Source organism: Lacinutrix salivirga (assembly GCF_053604675.1).
In genome coordinates this window covers 100,731-117,693 of sequence record NZ_JBSHNP010000126.1, presented here as the reverse complement: position 1 = coordinate 117,693, position 16,963 = coordinate 100,731, and the positions used below count along the sequence as shown (strand labels likewise).

Here is a 16,963-nt window from a genome sequence, read left to right as displayed (position 1 = left end):
GTTTTTCTTTAAGGTTTTTACTAGATTTTCAAAGTTAACATGCTCTTTATAAAACCCACTATTTTGTGATTGCTCTGTAAACTGAAATGCAGGTGTATATCCCAACCGCTCTGCAAACTCAAATGTATTACTCATAATTTTATTTTTTAATTGTTAAACATTGGTTTAGTAACAATTAAACACACCTTACCTTTTCCCTCTCAATAGGTATTGAGAGGGTTTTGGTTTTTGAGATTCTTCGCTTACGCTCTGAATGACAAATAAGGTAAGGTGGCTTAATTGAACTCCTTTTTAAGGTGTACTAAACATTACTCTGTTGGTTGTGGCTCTTCGTTTCCTGTTTCTGGTGGTAATTTTATACCTCCTGTTTCAGGTTCTGTTCCTCCAATTAAAGTATTGGTTTGCTCTATTGGGTTAGAAAAGGATTCGCCATTTTGGTCTAAGATTTCTTCGCCATCGGAGTCAAATAATTTAAAAGTGTCACAATCACTATCACATGGTAACCCTTCTACTTTTAAACCAATGGTTCCTGCTTGTATAACGGTTAGACTTGTTGGCAAACGGGTTTCCCAAGTGCCTTCGACTTCGCCTTCTGTGGTTTGCATTTCTTCTGCTATAGACACATACAAATCATCCTCTTGGTCCACTACTAAGCCTTGACCATTCCAGATTTCGCCTGTACTCATGTACCAGTTTACGGCATCTTCAAATCCTGGTCTAATTGGTACTACTGTACGTGCCATACCAGATTGTAAAAAGGCTTGAAAAATTGGATCTGCTGCGTCTTGCTGTTGGAACAAGTCTTTCCAATCGTCCTGTTTTGCATAAAAATATGGATAGAATACGTAAGCCATAATTTCCCAATCGAACGCTTGCTCAAAAAACTTAACGGTTGAGGCATGATTTTGAAACGCTGTGTTTTTAATTACTCTTGCAGATGTAGTCTCTGAGTTAGTGGTGTAATTATCTTGCGAGACTTTGCTTTGATCAATTAACAACTCTATAGCTACTCGTTTAAGTTCTTTTTTCATTAAACTTAGGTTGTGCGCAGCATTAAATTTTAATTTTTTATCTGAGCCTTCAGGAATTACCTGATTAGCTACCATTGCTTCATTATACTCGCGTAAGCGCTCGTTATAAGCATTTAAAATTGCATTATAGGTTTCGTTTTGCCAGTGTTTTACTATAGTGTCTAAAGGTTCGCAATGCATAATAATATTAAACACTAATATATTAATATTACTTGCGAAAAGACTAAAATTTAATTCATCTGTAATACTAGCATTGTCTAATAATGTAAAATTATTACCTGATAGCGAAATAGCTTGAGGAATTGAACAAGTATTATTTGCCATATTAATGTGTAGGCTACCTGAACCATTATCGCCTTCTCGATTATAAGAAACTTGAGCTTCTACTTTAGTACACTTATAGCCTTCAGGTATTTTTAAACCTCCTGACTTTAAACCGCCTTCTAAATTGCTGTCATTTCCGGAATAATACCTTCCTGTTACTGATGCATGACCTTGAACGTTAATAGTTTCAAAAAAACTTTTTGTTAATGTTAGCGAGTTTTGAGGTTTAGCGTTAACCTCTGCATTATATTGCGCTGCTAACTCTTGGTAATTATCTTCATTTAAAAAACTAGCATTTTTAACCTTACTTAGATTTCCTGCAACAAATACATAGTCACTAGGATGTGTTGGTGGTGTAGGTAAAATTACTCCATTTTCTACAGGTTGATTATTTTCTAATTTTTTTATAATCGCTTCTTTTAAAAATTTTGAAGGTTCAGGAATTGCAAACTCATATATTAGGCGTTTGCCATAATTAATTAATTTGTTTTTATATACTTTATCGATCCAACGGTAAACTCCAGTTACATGCTCCTCGCCTTTAGTATTATCAAAACCATGTTTGTTATTCTCTTCAAACTCTTTTAAAATACGAGAAGTGCGCTTGGTTTGTGTTTTGCTTACAATACGTTCCATAGCACGCTCTGTAACTTCTTGTGCGTAAGTTAAAGCCTGACTGTTTGAATTTGATGTTGAGCTAGATGATGAAAAATCTGCGTAAGCTCCTATATTAAATCCCCAATTATTACCACCTCCATGAACTGAGGCATTGGCACCATAGTTTTCAGATTGGTCTTCATTAATTACAGAGGCTGCTTCGCTTTGCATTTCGTTACGCTCTGTGGTTGTAGTGTCTGTTAGGTTTTCTCTTTCTGTTTCGTCTGTACGTTCTGTAGTAATTTCAGAACTTATTAAACTTCTTGTGCTGCGCTCTTTATATTCGCGAGCCATTACATTTTCTATGTGAGAGACTTCTCCAGGAACATAACAACACACTTCTTGCTCTACACGTCTAAAATCTGCTATACCAAGATTGGTTACACCATAAATTTTTTGTACTTCGTCTTCGGTTGTATTTTGTGGTGTAGTAGAAGATATCTGCTCTGTGCAACCATGGAATCCTTTTTGTCCTCTATTTATTATAATATTAGGAACATCGAAAGTGAGCTGTACGCCATTACTTAATGTAAATTCTCCTGTAAAGGAATATATTCCCATTAGTAATAGAATGCCCTCTGTAAATAATAGGTGTTTTGTAGTATTTAAAGTGTTTCCTAAATTTTGAATATTGCTTCCTGCATATACTGCTCCATTATTGTTGGTTAATGTATAACTACCAGACACAATTTCTGTTTCGCTATCTTCTGTTCCTAATGCTAAAAACAACTGTTTGTTATGTGATGCAGCAATAGACTGAAAATAGACTTGGAAACAATAAGGCTCTAATTGATATGGTGTTTCATTAACAGTTACCACTGTTCCTCCCATATTTACATGTGTTGGTGGTTCTGGAGCATTACTTATAATGGTTTGTTGCTCCTCTTGTATCATCTCATTTAAAGCTATATTTACTTCAGACAAGTCATCATAAATATCCAGTTCTTGGCCTTCAAAAATTGCTAAAGACTCTTCTGTTATTCGAGTAGATAAATAATTACTATCTACAGCTGTTGGTTTGGTATAGCCAAATTTTGGAAATACCAAATCAGGATAAGTTTCAGTACGTGTCGTTTCTCCTGTTTTAGGATCTGTTTCTTCAACAATTACTGGCTGAGCATCTGCTTTAATTTGTTCAATAGCATCATTATGTGCTTTTAACGCAACGTCATACGTTTTTTGGGTATCCTGATTATATTTAATCTCAACTTTTTTAAGTTCTTTTAAAAGTGTTTTATAGTTTTGTAGCCTTTGTTTTGCACATTCTAATACAGCTTCTTTTTCAAAAGCTTTTTCTTGACTTTTAGATAATTTTTTACTCTGTTTTTTATCGCTTACAGTAGCCTTAGTAAATAGTTGTTTAGACAATACGACACTTGCATTGGCACGTCTTACAAAATCTTTCTCCTGGTCTTCTGTAAAAATAACATCGTTTTGTAATGGTAAAGAAAATGCTGTGAACGCTTGCAAAAATTGATTAGCTACCAGCATTTGTATAATAGCTTCTCTTACATACACAGAGTCCTGAGTAATAGTTTGATAAATTAAATTATCCCAAAGCAGGATGTCTTCTTGTTTAGCAGCATCTAAGAGTGCTACATTATTACTATTTTGCTTAATTTCAGAAAAAGTAAGTTGATTTTTATTTCGCATTAACCAACTCGAAAAAGTATAAAGATCGCTTTTTAACGTACTGACTTCTTTTTTTGTTTTTAAGGCAGAAAAGCTTCTGGTTTGTAATTTTAATGCGTGTTGAATTTGTGTTTCGTCTAAACCATCAATAGCATTAAAAAAAGCACTGTTAGATTCGTTTGGATGAAAAACAAACCCTTTGTGGTTCTCTTTATTCTCAATTAATTGTGGATTACGTAAAGTTACAAACCTAAATAGGTTTTGTTTAATTGCTGTACTCATTGTTTTTAATTTTTATGTTTTTAATTATTTTTCGTTCTATTAAGAACTGTTTTTGTTTCGCTTTTCTAACAGGTTTACCTTAATACAAGTCTTAAATACTTAAGACATAAAAATTTTACTATTCAATAAAATTTCGAATAGTAACTCTTAAAATTTATTCAATACAATGTTTAGGATTGGAAAAAATTAAGAAAATGTGATTCTTAAATTTATACAAATGTTTGATTTTGAAAGATTTTTGTATATTTGTGAAAGAATAACACTGCAAATATAAAACATTTTACAAATTAAATAAACAAATAACAAAAATGTTTTGTAAAAAGTTGTATTGCCTATTTTAAACACTATGGAACAGATAGACGAAAAAATTACTGCTATTATTAATCACTTTCATCTTAATAATTATGCGTTTTCCAAACGTATTGGAGTCACAGGAACTACAATAGATAGTATAGTTAACGGAAGACCTCAACCAGATGGCACACGTAAAAAAACAAAACCTGGTTACGATGTATTACATGCCATTATAGATGAGTTTGACATTAATCCTGATTACCTTTTTGGAAAAAGTGAGATTATGCTAAAAGAAAATGTGCAACATATTACAACATATTCTGGTATGCCTCAAGTTATTGCTGTAAACCAGGACCAAGAAGAAAATGTGGTGTATGTACCTGTAAAAGCCAGAGCTGGTTATTTGGATGGTTATGGAGATGCGGAGTATATAGAAACTTTACCTTCTTTCCATATGCCACAACTTAATAATGGTACTTACAGGTGTTTTGAAGTACAAGGTAACTCCATGGTACGTACGTTTTTTGATGGCGACATGGTGTTTGGTAAATATGTGGAAAACCTAAACGACATAAAAGATGGTCGTGTTTACATTATTGTAAGCAAAAACGATGGTATTGTACTAAAAAGAGTAATTAATAGAATTAATGAACGTCAAAAACTAATTCTAAAAAGTGACAATAAAGATGGTAACTACCCAACTTTTACAATAGATGCAGAAGATATTGTAGAAATTTGGTACGTTACAATGTTTGCCTCTAAACAAATGCCAGAACCAGTAGATGTTTATGATAGGTTACACGAATTAGAAAGTAAGATGATAGCATTACAGGAGAAGTTGCAAAGTAAAGCGCTTAAAAATTAATAGACTTATTAGTGCTCAAATCATGAACTATACTTTTGGAAAACAAGAAAAACTAAAGCATAAAAAAGAAATTGATCGGTTATTTGCTGCAGGAAAATCACTTTCGGCATACCCTTTGAAGTTAATTTATACAGAAACAGATACCAATTTAAAGGTTGGAGTGTCTGTAAGTAAACGACATTTTAAAAGCGCAGTTCACAGAAATCGCATTAAACGCTTACTTAGAGAAGGCTATAGGTTAAATAAAAACGAACTTTTAAATAACAAACCCTTATCATTTTCGTTAATGATTTTATATATTAGTAAAGAAATGCCTGATTTTGAAACTATAGATTTGAAAATGAAGCAGTTAATAACTAAATTTAACACTACAATCACAAAATAATCAGATGAAAAAATTTTTAAAGAAAAGAATAATTATTCCTGTTTTTGCAACTGTTATTTTATTTTCAGGGTCTGCATTTAATAACGATTTTTTCGAAATTGCAAAACAAATCGAAATATTTACAACGCTATTTAAGGAATTAAACATGAACTACGTGGACGAAACCAATCCAGGAGAACTCATGGATAATGCCATTAAAAACATGCTAAACGATCTAGATCCTTATACGCGTTTTTATAACGAACAAGATGTTGAAGCAGAGCGAATAAGACGTACTGGAGATTATACAGGTATTGGTGCAAGAGTAACTGCACTTAAGGACCGTTTAATTATTGTTGAGCCATACAAAGACTATCCTGCAGACAAAGCAGGTTTAAAAGCTGGAGACGAAATTATTAAAGTAGATAATGTGGTAGTAGCAGATTATGAAGATGATCCTTCTAACCTTTTAAAAGGGACTCCAAATTCTTCTTTTAAAGTCACGTATTTAAGACAAGGCAAAACAGAAACTACAGACATCACTCGCTCGGAAATTGAAATTAATGCTGTACCTCATTTTTCGATGGTGGACGATAAAACAGGATATATTGTTTTAAGTAAGTTTAACGAAAAAGCCTCAGCGCAAACAGGTTACGCTTTAAAAGACTTAAAAGCACAAGGTGCAGAACGCATAATTTTAGATTTACGTAATAATCCTGGTGGTTTATTAAGAGAGGCTGTAAATGTTACTAACCTATTTGTACCTAAAGGACAACTTGTAGTAACTACAAAATCTAAAGTAAAAAAATACAACCGAACGTATTTCACTAAAAAAGAACCTTTAGATACAGAGATTCCATTGGTTGTTTTAATTAATGGTCGTAGTGCATCTGCAAGCGAAATTGTTTCTGGTTCATTACAAGATTTAGATAGAGCAGTTGTGGTTGGTGCCAGAAGTTTTGGTAAAGGTTTAGTGCAGCGTCCAAAAAAATTAACGTATGGTACACAATTAAAAGTAACTATATCTAGATATTACACACCTTCTGGTCGTTGTATTCAATCTTTAGATTATTGGAATAGAGACGATAAAGGAAATGCTGTACGCGTTAAAAAAGAAAATTATAACGAGTTTAAAACCAAAAACGGTCGTAAAGTTTATGATGGTGGAGGCGTTATGCCAGACGAAAAATTAGAAATTACAGAGCACTCTGCAATTACAAAAGCACTTGTAGATGAACAAATAATATTTGATTTTGCTACTAAATACTATTATAAAAATAAACCTGAAGATGTTAATGCGTTAGAATTAACAGATAAAGATTTTTCTGAATTTAAACGCTTTATTCAATCTAACGATTTTTCTTTTGAAACTAAAACAGAAAAAGCCTTAAACAAAGCCTTAGAGGTTGCAAAAGAAGAGGATTTAGACCAAGCTATACAACGCGATTATACAACGCTAATTAATAATTTAAACAACTCTAAAGTTAAAGCTATAGACGAAAACAAAGCGCAGATAATAAATCTTTTAACCGATGAGATTGTTAAACGCTATGTTTACAGAGAAGGGTTATACGATTATTACAAAATTCATAATCCAGAAATTATGAAAGCGACTCAAATCTTAGCAAATTCATCTAGTTATCAAAACTATTTGAGACAATAACAACAACAATGAAAAAAGGACTATTCTTATTATTTTTACTCTCCCAGTTGGCGTTTGCTCAAAAGGAATTGTCGCACGACGTTTATTTTGACACAGACGAATACGTAGTTCCTTTAACCGAAGAAAATAGGCTATTATTATTTATTTCATCGCTAGATACTATACAATTAGAAAAAATAGAAATTTATGGGTTTTGTGACGATAGAGGCACTTCAGATTACAATCTAAAACTCTCACAACATCGTGCGAATACTATAAAAGAATTATTCTCGGGATATGGAATTGAAGATTCTTTAATTACCAATGTTAATGGTAAAGGAGAAATTTTATTAAAAATTTTAAACGAAGACGAAATCCACCAAGTAAGAGGACTAAATCGTAAAGTTGAAATTATTGTTAAACCATTAGTGCCTCAAATAAAAAAAGAAGTAGAAATTGAAGCTATTACAGAAGCTCCAAAAAAAGAAATTACTACAAAAAACATTGAAGATGGTACTATAAAAAAAGGCGATAAAATACGTTTAGATAAAATTTATTTTAAAACCAGTTATAGCTATATCACTTCAGAATCTAAGAAAACGTTAGAAAAAATTGCTAAAATTTTAGTGGAGCACGATAATATTTATTTTACAATACAAGGCCATGTATGTTGTACTCAAAACAGTAGAGATGCTGTAGATAAAAAAACACGTAAACGAAACCTATCTGTTGCAAGAGCAAAATTTATTTACGATTATCTTGCCAAAAAAGGAGTTAATAAACGACGTATGAAATATGTTGGTATGCGACGCAAATTTCCGCTTGGAGGCGATCCTCAATTTGATAGACGTGTGGAAATTTTAGTAACTTATGTTGGCAATACAGAATAACATACTTTTAATAAACAGACAAAGCCTCTTAAATTTAAGAGGTTTTTTTATACCTGTTTTTTAAAATTACATTTTTATAACTCTTTTTAAATCAAACACTTAAAATTATATTTTATAAAAAAGTAGGGTTAAGAAGTATTTAATTGTTTTCATTATATACAGTCCTAATATTAACACTAAAAACATGTATTATGAAAAATTATTTAAAACTATTATTGGTTGTTTTAGTGTTTAATTACACAAACGCTAATACAGGAACGTTAGAACACAGTACAACTCTAAAAGACCGAAACTCAAACATTATGACTTACGATGTTTATTTTGGAAAAAATGAGAGTACTATTTCTAAAGCACAATTAGCAGGTCTAAATGCCTTTATTAAAACAGTTGAAAAAACTCATTTTAAAAAAATAAAAATAAATGGATACAGCGATCACGTAGGAAATACTAGTTATAATTTAAAGTTATCTAATTTACGTGCTAATAGCGTTAAAAATATAGTGCTTAAAAATACGTCTCTTGGTTTAAGTGAGTTAGAAGTAAAAGGTTTTGGTGAGTACGATTGCTTTTCAAAAAACACTCAAAAAGAAGAAGATTTAGTAAATTATAGAAAGGTAGTTATAGAAGTTATATTGCCAACTTTATTTGAAAGTACGTTTAATGAAAACGCTCTTGAAGATGATTTTGAAGTAAACTTAGAAGCTGTAAAATTTGTAAAAGGAACCACAACATTACTTCCGGAATCGAAAGCCTATTTAAACGAAATGGCAGATTATTTTTCTAAAAGAAAAGAAATATTTTTTGTGATAAAATCGGATTTAAATCATGAAAAAAACTCTAAAGTTTCAATCAATAAATCAAAACAAGAATTAGCACTAAGTAAACAAAGAGCTAAATTAATTAGAAACTATTTAGTAAAGCGTGGTGTAGATCCAACGCGAGTAAATTACTTAAGCTCTAAAAAAGTAAAAAATACCAATAAAAATGTAAGTATAGAAAAACCAATTGCTTTAAAAGTAAAGCATATAGCTATAAATTAATTATGTTTTAGTCTCTAAAAACCTCACTAAATAGTGAGGTTTTTTTATTTATCATATATCATAGCCACATGAGGTATTCCATCTTCCAAGTACTCCTCACCTACTTCAAAAAAATCTAAATTGTTATAAAATTTCTTTAAATAGCATTGTGCCGAAATTTTAATTTTAGAGTGTTTGTACTGTGTTTGTATCGCTTCAATTGAAGCGTTCATTATAGCGTAACCATAGTTATGCTGTCTTTCAGTTTCAGCAACCACTACTCTACCAATGCTTGCTAATTTAAAATAATCTCCTGGTTTAAAAATACGTGTATAAGCTACAACTTTATCGTTTTTAAAACCTATTACGTGGAGAGCCTTTTGGTCTTTCCCATCAATATCTTGGTACACGCAGTCCTGCTCAACTACAAAAACTTGTGATCGTAGTTGTAATAAATCGTACAACTCTATAGTTGTTAATTCTTTAAATGTTTTAGTTTGTATTTTTAGCATAGAGTGTGTGTGTTGTTAGCTCTAAGAAAGTATAGAGATTCTTCGCTTCGCTCTGAATGACATTTGTAACTAATTTATAAAAATTTTAATCCTGCACAATTACATCTTTCACATCGTCTTTTCCGTATTCTGGCTGAATATTTACGTGGTTTATTTCAAATTTATGATAGAGTAACTCTTCAATTTTATTTAAAATCACATCAAACTCAGTTAAAGTAATATTATTTTCAAAATCCACATGAGCTTCAAAATGAATTTCCTCTTCATTTAATTGCCAAACATGGATATGGTGTACATTTTTTATCCCTTCAAAAGCATTAATTTCTTTAACAATTTCATCTATAGGTATAGTTTCTGGTGTAAACAACATCAATACTTTTGTAGATTCTTTTAATAAATCAAAACCCATCCAAATTAAATACACTGCAATAGCAAAAGTTAGTACGCTATCTACCCAGAAAAGCTCATAAAATTTCATTAACAATCCACCAATTAAAACAGCTACACTTGCCATCATGTCTGTTAATAAATGTAAATAGGCACTGCGCATATTCATATTAGACTCACTATCTTTTTTTAATAATAATACGCTAAAACCATTACCTAAAATAGCAATAACCGATAACCAAATTACTAAATCACTTTCAATTGTTTGCGGATTTTGAAATCGCTCAATGGCTTCAACAATTAATAAAACTGCTATAATAATTAAAGTTGCTGCATTTATAAAAGCAGCTAAAATTTCGGCACGTTTATAACCAAAGGTTTTATGTAAAGAGGCTTTTCGTTTAGATAATTTATCGGCTATATAACTAATAATTAATGATATAACATCGCTAAAATTATGCAGTGCATCGCTTAATAAAGCAAGGCTACCAGAAAGTAAACCACCAATTATTTGAGCAACTGTAATTAGTATATTTAAGAATATAGATATTAATAAGTTTCTACCTCTTAAATTACTGTGGTTGTGAGTATGATTATGTGAATGCGTATGTCCCAAATACTAACAATTAGTAGGTATTTTATCTACTCGGTTTTGGTGTCTTCCGCCTTCAAATTTAGTCTCTAAAAAAGTATCTACAATTTGAATAGCTTGTTGTACAGCTGTAAATCTAGCTGGTACACAACAAATGTTTGCATTATTATGTTGCCTAGTTAATGCTGTTATTTCTTTTGTCCAGCAAATTCCTGCTCTTACTTTTTGATGTTTATTAGCAGTCATTGCCACACCATTGGCACTACCACAAATTAAAATTCCAAAATCTACTGCTTTCTTTTCTACATCATTTGCTACAGGATGAACATAGTCTGGATAATCCACACTATCAGTACTATCTGTTCCATAATTAGTAACTGTATATCCTTTTGCTTCTAAGTGCTTAACTATTGCAAATTTATAATCTGTTCCTGCATGATCGTTACCTATTGCTATTTTCATTTTATACTATTTTTAGTTGTATTGTTTGTGACTATAAAGTTAATAATTGCTTACAAGTATGCATAACTTATAAAGACTTACTTATTCATTTTTTTTAGGTTTGAAAAATTTGGTTTTTTAATAGTGTTTATAACCACTGTTAACAAGTGCACCTATTAATTGTGACTACTTGTTAATATCTTAACATTGTTTTTTAAAACTTTTATTAGGTTTATCCAGTAAATTTTTCAAACAAAAACTCAAAACTATCTACCAAAAAAGTTAGTCATTTTTTGTGTATTACTTATGAGTAAAAAAATTGAACCTACTAACATTAAAAAATAAAATACTTATTAAAAATTAGTAGTTAACAGCATTTATAAACAGTTGTTAATAGTAAAACTAAACCACTTTAAAATTAAGACTTTAAGTAGCTAACAACTTGTTAATAGAAAGCTATAAGTAACATACCAAAGTAAAGTACAAAAAAGTTATACCACTATTAACAAGCAATAATAAACATCAATATTTTTTTAAATTTTTAAAAGAAAAAGATAATAGTATATATAAATGTTTATAACTCTTAAAGTTTAATTAATATGGTATTAATTTTCATTTAATATTAAAAACGTAGATTTGCATAAACTTAATAACTTCTCTCCTCCTATATTAAGTTATAAAACAGATGTCATTGCAAGCAAAGCGTGGCAATCTCTTTAATACATGAGATTCTTCGTTTCACTCTGAATGACACATAATAATATTACAATTTAAATGACAAAAAAGAAACACAGGAAACCATCTAATAACAAAATTTCCAACCTTACTAATACAATTATTAGTATTTTAAAAAAAGAAAGAAACCAAACTTTTAACTATAAACAAATTGCAGCAAAATTAGGTGTTAACGACGCTAGTAGTCGCAACCAAATTATAAAAAAATTAGCGCAACTTAAAGCAAAAGAAGAGATTGAAGAAGTAGAACGCGGTAAGTTTAAAATTATAAATAATACAGAATATCACACTGGTATTTTAGACCTTACTTCTAAAGGTTCTGGATACGTAATATCCGACGATTTTGAAGATGATATTTATATTGCTTCAAATAATATAAATAAAGCTCTCAATGGAGACGAAGTAGAACTTTATGTCTATAAACGCAGAAAACGTGGCAAGCTAGAAGGTGAAATTACTAACATTATAAAACGTGCTAAAACAGAGTATGTTGGTGTGTTACAAATCCATAAAAACAAAAACTTTGCATTTTTTGTTCCAGATTCTAATAAAATGTCCACAGATATTTTTATTCCAATTAATAAAATTAATAAAGCAGAAGATGGTGATAAAGTACTAGTAACTCTTGAGGATTGGCCAGAAAAAGCAGATTCTCCTAATGGACGCGTACTTAAAGTGTTAGGAAAACCAGGAGAACACAATACCGAAATTCATTCTATTTTAGCAGAATACGGTTTACCTTACGAGTTTCCTCATGAAGTTGAAGACTATGCAAACAAAATAGACTTAGAAATTAAGCCTGAAGAAATCGCAAAGCGACGTGATATGCGTAAAGATTTAACCTTTACCATAGATCCAAAAGATGCCAAAGATTTTGACGATGCGTTATCCTTTACCACTTTAGAAAACGGAAATTATGAAATAGGAATCCATATTGCAGATGTATCGCATTATTTACAAGAAGGTACTGTTTTAGACGATGAAGCTTACGAACGTGCAACCTCAGTATATTTAGTAGATCGTGTGGTACCAATGTTACCAGAAATACTATCTAATGGAGCATGCTCTTTAAGACCACATGAAGAAAAATATACCTTTTCTGCAGTTTTTGAAATCAACGAAAAAACCGAAATTATAAACCAATGGTTTGGTCGTACAGTAACCTATAGTGATGCACGTTTTGCTTATGAAGAAGCACAAGCCATTATAGAAAATAATAGAGAGTTAAATATCACTTCGAGCGCAGTTGAAACCTCTAAAATTAATACCACAATTCCTGCAGAAGTTTCTCTTACAGGAAAAGAGTATAAAACAAGTTCAGAAATAGCATTTGCGACATTAAAATTAGACCAACTTGCAAAAAAAATGCGTTCTAAACGTATGAGTTCTGGAGCAATTTCTTTTGATAAAGTAGAAGTAAAATTTGAATTGGACGAGGAAGCAAATCCTGTTGGAGTTTTCTTTAAAACTAGTAAAGATGCTAACAAGCTAATTGAAGAATTTATGCTTTTAGCAAACCGAAAAGTATCAGAATTTATTGGGAAACAAAAACCAGAAAAGACCTTTGTGTATCGTGTACACGATGAGCCAGACGAAAGTAAATTATTTGCACTTCAAGGTGTAGTTTCTAAATTTGGTTATAAGCTTAATTTTAAAGATAAAAAGAGTATTTCTTCTTCTTTAAACTCTTTATTAAGTGATGTAAATGGTAAAAAAGAGCAAAACCTTGTCGATACTTTAGCAATTCGTACCATGTCTAAAGCAGAATATACTACTAATAATATTGGACATTACGGACTTGCTTTCGATTATTACAGTCACTTTACCTCTCCTATTCGTCGTTATCCAGATGTCATGGCACATCGTTTATTACAACGTTATTTAGATGGCGAAAAATCGGCTAATGCAGAAGCTTACGAAGAAAAATGTAAGCACTCCAGTAATATGGAATATTTAGCAACAAAAGCCGAACGTGATTCTATTAAATACATGCAAATTAAGTTTATGCAAGATCACCAAGACCAAGATTTTGTTGGTGTAATTACTGGTGTAACAGATTGGGGAATTTATGTAGAAATTATAGCTAATAAATGCGAAGGCATGGTTAGAATTCGCGATATCAAAGACGATTATTACGAGTTTGATCAAGATCAATTTGCAATTATTGGTAGAGAAACTAAAAACATGTACCAATTAGGAGATGAGGTTGTTGTTAATGTAAAACAAGCCGATTTAGCCAAGCGTCACTTAGATTTTAATTTAGTAGGAAAACACGACGAGTAATATTTTAACGTCTGTTCGAGTGATTTGACGCACGAGAATTGTAGTGAAAACAATTTACTGTGTAACGAATACTAAAACCCAACAACTAATAAAAAACGTTTAAAATGATTTTAACTACAACAAATTCAATCGAAGGCTTTAAAATTATTGATTATAAAGGCATTGTAACAGGTGTATCTTACAACTCTAGCTATTCTTATAAAGGCACAAAAATGAGTTTTAAAGATATGTTTAGTGCAAAAAAATATTACGAAGCATATTCAGCAGGCTTAGAAAATATTAAAGAAGAAGCATTTCAGAAAATAAAAGACAATGCTAAAGCATTACAAGCAAACGCTGTTGTTGGTATTAGAATAGATATAGAACCTTTATCAAATACATCAACTTTAATCGTTTCCATAACAGGAACTGCAGTACAAGTCGCATAATTTTTTTATAAAAGTGTAACACATTAAAAAGTATTTACTCTTTATATAAACACATGTATAATATGAAAACGCTAATTACAACACTAGTATTATTTTTAACAATTACATTAACTGCACAACATCCATTAGAAAAAAACGTAGGCAATTTTAATGAGGTAAAAGTATTTGATCTAATTAAAATTAGCCTTGTAAAATCCGATGTTAATAAAGTTATAATTACAGGAGACGATGTGGACGATGTAGAGGTAGTTAATAAAAATGGAAAGTTAAAAATACGCATGAATTTAGATCGTGCTTTCGATGGTAATAAAACGTTTGTCGCAGTACATTACACCACTTTAGATGTAATAGATGGTAACGAAGGTGCAAAAATTATTGGAAACGAGCTTATAGAACAAGACCACATTGAACTTAGAGCACAAGAAGGCGCTCAACTTTTAATAGGTTTAAACGTGAATACTGTAGAAATTAGAGCAGTTTCTGGAGGTATTATTGAAACTAAAGGTAAAGCCAACAAACAAGACATTACACTTAATACAGGAGGTATTTACGAAGGAAAAGAGTTTTTAACCAAAACAACAGCTGTTAAAGTTAGAGCTGCTGGTGAAGCTGAAGTTAATGCCTCTAAATCTGTAGATGCTAAAATAACAGCTGGAGGAGATATTTATATCTATGGAGATCCAGAAAAAATTAACAAAAAAACAACTTTTGGTGGCCGAATAGAAACTAGGCCAAAACAGTATTAAACACAAAAAAAATTATAAAAAATGAATGGGAAACTATTCATTTTTTTTGCTTTAATATTAAGTGGTAATTCGTATTAATGTTATATATTTCTTTACTTTGTAGTAAAGACAAACAAACACTATGTTCGACGATATATTAACAGCAATTCCATTTGGTATTATTTTAGCCTTTACCATAGGTCCTGTTTTTTTCGTTCTTTTAGAAACTAGTGCAACCAAAGGTTTTAAAAGCGCACTTATTTTTGATTTAGGTGTTTTCTTCGCAGATATCCTTTTTATAATTGTTGCTTTTTACAGTACAGAAAAACTAGTAAGTAAAATTGAAGACGATCCTAATTTTATAATATTTGGAGGCGTTTTATTGGTTGTTTATGGAATAATTTCATTTGTAAAAACCTCTCGATCTTTTCGTTCTATTGTTAAAGAATACCATAGAGTAGAAATCCAAAAAGCCTACGGAAAACTATTTATTAAAGGTTTTTTACTCAACTTTATCAATATTGGAGTGTTGCTTGGCTGGTTGGGTTTTATAGTTATTGCAAACTCTATAACCACATCCAAAAATGGTGTTATTGTATTTATAATTACAATGCTAGCCAGTTATTTTATTACAGATTTATTTAAAATAGCAGCTGCAAAACGATTAAAAAATAAACTCACACCAAAACTTATTTTTAAAACAAAAAAAATCATTGCTTTAGTGATTTTAGCATTTGGAGTATTGTTATTAGTACAAGGCTTTTTTCCTAATGAAAAGGAAAGACTAAAGGAAAAAATAGAGCAAATAAATCCGTTGGATTAAATGCCAAAAACCCAGTATTACATTTACGTTGTAGAATTATCTAAAAAAGTATTTACAGAACATGCTAAATTTAGAGCAGCAAACCCACAATTTAATGGTGTTTTAGAATGCTTATATGTTGGTATGACGAGTAAAACACCTAAAGAACGATTTCTGCAACATAAAACAGGCTACCGAAACAAAAAAGGACATAAATTGTCCTCAAATATTGTTGAAAAATATGGCTCGTATTTAAGACCAAGTTTATACAATCATATTAATCCAATTGCTACTAGAGCAGAAGCTTTAAAACTAGAAGAAACTTTAGCTTTAGAGCTAAGACGACAACGTTATGCAGTTTGGTTTAATTAACAAATTCCTGCGAAGGTAGCAACCTAATTAAATTATAATCTCTCACATTATGTCATTCCAAAGAAGGCACGACGAGGAATCTCACAATTATAGATTATTAAAAACACACACGAATAGAACTATACTAATCAATTAAGAATATAAAGCTAAATCCAAACTCCAACGTTCTGTCATTCCGAAGAAGGCACGACGAGGAATCTCACTTTTTCATAATTTTAATATAAAAAGCTAAACAAAAGTTTAATACTAATATAGACTATAATGTTACACCTAAACTCCAACATTCTGTCATTCCGAAGGAGGCACGACGAGGAATCTCACAATTATAGATTATTAAAAAAGCACGAATAAAACTATATTATTCAATAAAGACTAAAACACTTCATCCAAAAACCAATATTCTGTCATTCCGAAGAAGGCACGACGAGGAATCTCACTTTCATAAAAATTAGTAATAAAATAACCTCCTACTTGTGTTGAAGGTTTCTTGAGGTGTCGAGCGGATTCGAACCGCTGTATTATATTACTCTAAATTTTCTTAAAATTTAAAAATAAAAAAAAGCGCTACTTAAAAAGTAACGCTTTCTTGAGGTGTCGAGCGGATTCGAACCGCTGTAGATGGTGTTGCAGACCACTGCCTAGCCACTCGGCCACGACACCCTAATTAGGAAGGCAAATATAAAAAT

The 16,963-nt window shown here is 31.0% G+C and carries 14 protein-coding genes and 1 tRNA gene; 10 read left to right on the top strand and 5 right to left on the bottom strand.

The genetic code is table 11. The annotated features are described in order from the left end of the window. Window positions 1-308: 308 nt before the first annotated feature. Complete coding sequence (locus ACVC5O_RS11580) at window positions 309-3,926, bottom strand: hypothetical protein (protein ID WP_452221643.1); 3,618 nt, start codon at window positions 3,924-3,926, stop codon at window positions 309-311. Between the two features lie 346 nt (window positions 3,927-4,272). Here ACVC5O_RS11580 and ACVC5O_RS11575 point away from each other — a divergent pair, with 346 nt between their 5' ends. The 5 genes from ACVC5O_RS11575 (at window position 4,273) to ACVC5O_RS11555 (ending at window position 9,021) form a co-directional block, all read left to right on the top strand. Then, complete coding sequence (locus ACVC5O_RS11575) at window positions 4,273-5,085, top strand: XRE family transcriptional regulator (protein ID WP_452221642.1); 813 nt, start codon at window positions 4,273-4,275, stop codon at window positions 5,083-5,085. A 22-nt stretch (window positions 5,086-5,107) separates the two neighbouring features. Further along, the gene (gene rnpA, locus ACVC5O_RS11570; protein ID WP_452221641.1) at window positions 5,108-5,470 is read left to right on the top strand and encodes a ribonuclease P protein component; all 363 of its coding nucleotides are present in this window, start codon (window positions 5,108-5,110) and stop codon (window positions 5,468-5,470) included. 4 nt (window positions 5,471-5,474) lie between these two features. Beyond that, entirely contained in the window at window positions 5,475-7,112 is a 1,638-nt protein-coding gene (locus ACVC5O_RS11565; protein ID WP_452221640.1) for a S41 family peptidase, read from the top strand. 8 nt (window positions 7,113-7,120) lie between these two features. After that, window positions 7,121-7,981, top strand: coding sequence for an OmpA family protein (locus ACVC5O_RS11560; protein WP_452221639.1), 861 nt, complete (start codon window positions 7,121-7,123; stop codon window positions 7,979-7,981). A 191-nt stretch (window positions 7,982-8,172) separates the two neighbouring features. Then, window positions 8,173-9,021, top strand: coding sequence for an OmpA family protein (locus ACVC5O_RS11555; RefSeq protein WP_452221638.1), 849 nt, complete (start codon window positions 8,173-8,175; stop codon window positions 9,019-9,021). Window positions 9,022-9,065: 44 nt separating this feature from the next. Here ACVC5O_RS11555 and ACVC5O_RS11550 read toward each other — a convergent pair whose 3' ends face one another. The 3 genes from ACVC5O_RS11550 to rpiB all read right to left on the bottom strand — a co-directional run bounded on the left by ACVC5O_RS11550 (window position 9,066) and on the right by rpiB (window position 10,953). Continuing rightward, window positions 9,066-9,512 (bottom strand): GNAT family N-acetyltransferase, encoded by a 447-nt coding sequence (locus ACVC5O_RS11550; RefSeq protein WP_452221637.1) that lies wholly within the window; start codon window positions 9,510-9,512, stop codon window positions 9,066-9,068. A gap of 85 nt (window positions 9,513-9,597) precedes the next feature. Beyond that, window positions 9,598-10,515, bottom strand: coding sequence for a cation diffusion facilitator family transporter (locus tag ACVC5O_RS11545; RefSeq protein WP_452221636.1), 918 nt, complete (start codon window positions 10,513-10,515; stop codon window positions 9,598-9,600). Between the two features lie 3 nt (window positions 10,516-10,518). Beyond that, window positions 10,519-10,953 carry a ribose 5-phosphate isomerase B gene (rpiB, locus tag ACVC5O_RS11540; protein WP_452221635.1) on the bottom strand — a complete coding sequence of 145 codons (435 nt, stop codon included), beginning with the start codon at window positions 10,951-10,953 and terminating at the stop codon, window positions 10,519-10,521. Between the two features lie 753 nt (window positions 10,954-11,706). Here rpiB and ACVC5O_RS11535 point away from each other — a divergent pair. The 5 genes from ACVC5O_RS11535 (at window position 11,707) to ACVC5O_RS11515 (ending at window position 16,277) form a co-directional block, all read left to right on the top strand. Next, window positions 11,707-13,950, top strand: a complete 2,244-nt coding sequence (locus tag ACVC5O_RS11535; protein WP_452221634.1) for a ribonuclease R family protein — start codon at window positions 11,707-11,709, stop codon at window positions 13,948-13,950. A 104-nt stretch (window positions 13,951-14,054) separates the two neighbouring features. Continuing rightward, on the top strand, window positions 14,055-14,378 hold the full coding sequence (locus ACVC5O_RS11530) for a YbjQ family protein (protein WP_452221633.1): 324 nt from the start codon (window positions 14,055-14,057) through the stop codon (window positions 14,376-14,378). A gap of 62 nt (window positions 14,379-14,440) precedes the next feature. Next, window positions 14,441-15,124, top strand: a complete 684-nt coding sequence (locus ACVC5O_RS11525; protein WP_452221632.1) for a head GIN domain-containing protein — start codon at window positions 14,441-14,443, stop codon at window positions 15,122-15,124. 121 nt (window positions 15,125-15,245) lie between these two features. Continuing rightward, on the top strand, window positions 15,246-15,926 hold the full coding sequence (locus ACVC5O_RS11520; RefSeq protein ID WP_452221631.1) for a LysE family translocator: 681 nt from the start codon (window positions 15,246-15,248) through the stop codon (window positions 15,924-15,926). Then, window positions 15,927-16,277 (top strand): ribose-5-phosphate isomerase, encoded by a 351-nt coding sequence (locus ACVC5O_RS11515; RefSeq protein ID WP_452221630.1) that lies wholly within the window; start codon window positions 15,927-15,929, stop codon window positions 16,275-16,277. A gap of 589 nt (window positions 16,278-16,866) precedes the next feature. On the opposite strand, the gene ACVC5O_RS11510 is transcribed toward ACVC5O_RS11515, so the two are convergent. Then, window positions 16,867-16,937, bottom strand: a tRNA-Cys gene (locus ACVC5O_RS11510). Window positions 16,938-16,963: the final 26 nt, after the last annotated feature.